This is a genomic window from Edaphobacter aggregans DSM 19364 (assembly GCF_000745965.1).
Lineage (GTDB): Bacteria > Acidobacteriota > Terriglobia > Terriglobales > Acidobacteriaceae > Edaphobacter > Edaphobacter aggregans.
The window spans coordinates 1-3,269 of the sequence record NZ_JQKI01000269.1 but is presented as its reverse complement, the minus strand read 5'-3'; the positions used below and the strand labels follow the sequence as shown (position 1 = coordinate 3,269).

Annotated in this window: 3 protein-coding genes; 2 read left to right on the top strand and 1 reads right to left on the bottom strand. The window is 55.2% G+C overall.

From position 1 onward, the window contains the following. Positions 1-162: 162 nt before the first annotated feature. Positions 163-792 (bottom strand): TetR/AcrR family transcriptional regulator, encoded by a 630-nt coding sequence (locus Q363_RS30980; protein ID WP_035358478.1) that lies wholly within the window; start codon positions 790-792, stop codon positions 163-165. A gap of 217 nt (positions 793-1,009) precedes the next feature. On the opposite strand from Q363_RS30980, the gene Q363_RS30975 reads away from it, so the two are divergent. Next, positions 1,010-2,038 carry a hypothetical protein gene (locus Q363_RS30975; RefSeq protein WP_035358477.1) on the top strand — a complete coding sequence of 343 codons (1,029 nt, stop codon included), beginning with the start codon at positions 1,010-1,012 and terminating at the stop codon, positions 2,036-2,038. 22 nt (positions 2,039-2,060) lie between these two features. Beyond that, a complete protein-coding gene (locus Q363_RS30970) occupies positions 2,061-3,113 on the top strand; it encodes an NAD-dependent epimerase/dehydratase family protein (protein ID WP_051979590.1) in 1,053 nt (350 codons plus the stop codon). The last annotated feature ends 156 nt before the right edge of the window (positions 3,114-3,269 follow it).

Below are 3,269 nucleotides of genomic sequence, written 5' to 3'. Positions count from 1 at the left end.
TTATCCATCGTGCCAAATACCTCGCGAAACAACTTCGTAAATTTGGCTACAACGTCCAGATCAATCCTGCCAACAGAGCTCCGGCATAGAACTCCAGGACCTAACTCTAGAGGAGGTGATTTTCGACGGGGTTGCCCGTCACTCGGAAAGGAATGACGAGCTCTAAACATGGGCATGCTGAGACCGTATGTTCTTCCGTTGGCTTACCGGCAGTGACTCGTCTATTACAAATTCGGCGAACTTCAGAATCTCCGTCTTCGAGCGATACGGAAGTCGGCCAGTGATTGCGAGTTTTGCAATGCCATGCACCATCGACCAGGCGAGCAGGGCAAGGTCCAGCGGGTCTCCGGATATTAGCTGCTTCTTCTCCACACAGCCCCTTACAAGACTCACCAGGACGGAGAACGCGCGTTCGGATGCATCAGCCGCCTCAGGATGCGTTTGCTTGGGAAACGGCGCGTCGAACATGACGGTGAAATGTTCAGGCCTGCGCAAGGCAAAGGAGATATACGCAAGTCCTGCGTGTTTCAAACGGTCTACTACATTGGACTCCTTGCTGGCCGCCTCTAGCATGGCATCGGTCAGCTCGCCATAGCCCTGCGTGGCGACGGCTGCCAACAAGGCACCCTTGTCTTGAAAATGCCGGTACGGTGCATTGTGAGAGACGCCTGCCAGCCGAGCCACCTCTCGTAAGGTGAAGGCCGTCGGCCCAACCTCTGCGATCAGTCGAATGGCGGATTGAAGCAAGGCCTCCCGTAGGTTGCCATGGTGGTATGGTTTAGCTCGTCCCATCGTATGGTGCCATTCTAGTTCCGGAGCAACATAGCTCCGGCATCCTGGAAAAAATTAAATCAAACAATGTTGACAACAGCAACATGATTAATCCATGATAACCCAGATTGGGATGTTGTCACTGCCCACATTGGGCCCATCCCATCGAAGGGAGATTGCAATGAATAAAGCGCGCGTTCCTATACTTCATAAAATTTTTCATTCTGCATGTGAGTGGATGACGGCAAGGCCCATCATTCCGGCTCTGCTATCAGGCATCCCCATACTGGTGCTGGCCGGCTTCGCAAGCGGCGCAGCAGACGACGATCGCCAGAACGAAACAGATAGAGGTGCAAGCCAAGCGGCGATCGAAGGATTCTGGAGCATCTATCACGGCAATCAGTACAGCGCTATTCCTCAGGTACAAGCCCAGTTGCAAAGCGCCATTCAGCGCGACCCGGACAATTCCACACTGTATGCGCTTCTGGGGGCGACATACTTCTGGCACTATGGCGAATACACTCGGGACACCAACCTCAATCTCGCCGTCTTGCAGCAGGACTTGCCGAACGCGGTCAGCTTCTTTGGAAAAGCGCTCGAACTCGACTACTACGGCAAACACCTGATCGGATATATCAACGACGATCATCTGCCCGGTTACCTGGGAATCACCACCGTCCATTTAGGCCAGCAGAGCAGAGATCCGGATCTCATCGCAAAAGGCGACCAGATGCTCGACTTCGCCGCATACCAGTTTCCGGAGTTCAACAACTTCAACCGCTGGGCCGCGCACAACACCGATGCCAAAGACAGCGACAGCTATAAGAAAGCCCTCGACTCGCTTTGGCAGGCATTGGATGCCTGCGCAGGAACCACGATCGATCGTTCGAACCCGGACTTGAAACCGTATCTCTATCTTCAGACCCCAACCGGCCGAAAGAAAGCCTGCTGGTCAGAAGGCACTCTCGCACCCCACAGCTTCGAAGGCTTCATGCTCAATCTCGGCAACGGCCTGGTCAAGGCAGGCCATGTAGAGGCCGCCAAAGTCATGTACGCAAACGCCAAATACGCCGATAACTACTCGACGTGGCCCTACCGGAAATTCCTTGAGGACGTGGCGAACTCAGACCTCTACGCCCGCGCTGCGCTGTACGCCGACAACAATCCCGCGAACGATCCCCCAACAGGCGTTCCCAACCGCGGCTGCTCCTATTGCCACGCAACCGTCCCTGAGCCCGGCGCTCCTTCAACCAGCGGACAAAAGTAAACAAATTTCACACGGAGGAATTATGCGCGCGTTTGTTACAGGCAGCACAGGGCTTTTAGGAAACAATCTGGTCCGCACTCTTCATCAGGCTGGCCATGAGGTGTGGGCACTTGCAAGGTCGAAAGAACAAGCGCAGAAAATGCTTGGAGACATGGCAGCTCGCATCGTCGTCGGAGACATCCGGAAGGTAGCCGAGTTTGCGCCCTGTCTTAAAGGCGCTGACGTCGTCTTCCATACAGCCGCCTATTTCCGCGAATACTACACCCCTGGGGATCATTCCAATGCCGTTGAGCTTGCCAACGTAAAGGGGGCGATGGAACTCGCGCAGGCGGCACATGCGATGGGCGTAAGCAAGATGATCCACACAAGCTCATCTGGCATCGTAGGATTACAGGCCGATGGTTCGCCCGGGGATGAACGAACACCTCCATGGCCGGGCGCAACGAGCAATCTCTATCTGAATAGCAAGCGAAAGGTCGAGCCGTTGCTGTTTGAGTTCGCGCGCGAAAACGGCTTCTTTATCGCGTCGGCACTTCCGGCATGGATGTGGGGGCCGCACGATGTGGGACCAACTCCAAGCGGAAAGCTTGTTTATGACGCGCTCGCGAATAAGTTGCCTCCAATGATCCCGCCCGGTGGTTCGGCAGTTGTCGATGCACGAGATGTGGCAATCGCCATGCTCCGCATTGCTCAGGTCGGGCGCTCTGGAGAGCGATATATTCTCAGTGGTGGTTTCGCCGAACTCACTGATATCGTTGCGAACCTTGCCGACTTGACCGGTGTGAAGCCACCAAAGAGGCGAATTCCGTTTGTGGCTGCTATCGCGCTGGCGACTGCAGCGGAAACATGGTCTCGAATCACCGGAAACGACAGTCAGATGTCGGTCGAAGGGATTCGTTTGATGAACGCGGGCCTCCGCGTAACCGCGGCCAAGGCGGAGAAGGAACTGGGTGCGACCTTTCGTCGATTCCCGGTTACACTTGCCGATACGGTGGCCTGGGCGAGGACAAGGCTTCAGGAGGGCGCTGACCCGTCGCGGCTGACTCTATCGGCATCGAGACAAAAAACTGCTTGATTGGGAATGCATTGTTGTTGCCGCGCGTCTGCTCCTGAGTTGTCGGCTAACCGGAACTTATCCACTTGATTTCATAACAGTGTTTGCTTTGTCGAGGCGCGATTAGACTCTGGGGCATCGACGACTGAAGGTTCGGAAGAAGGAGCCGAACATGAT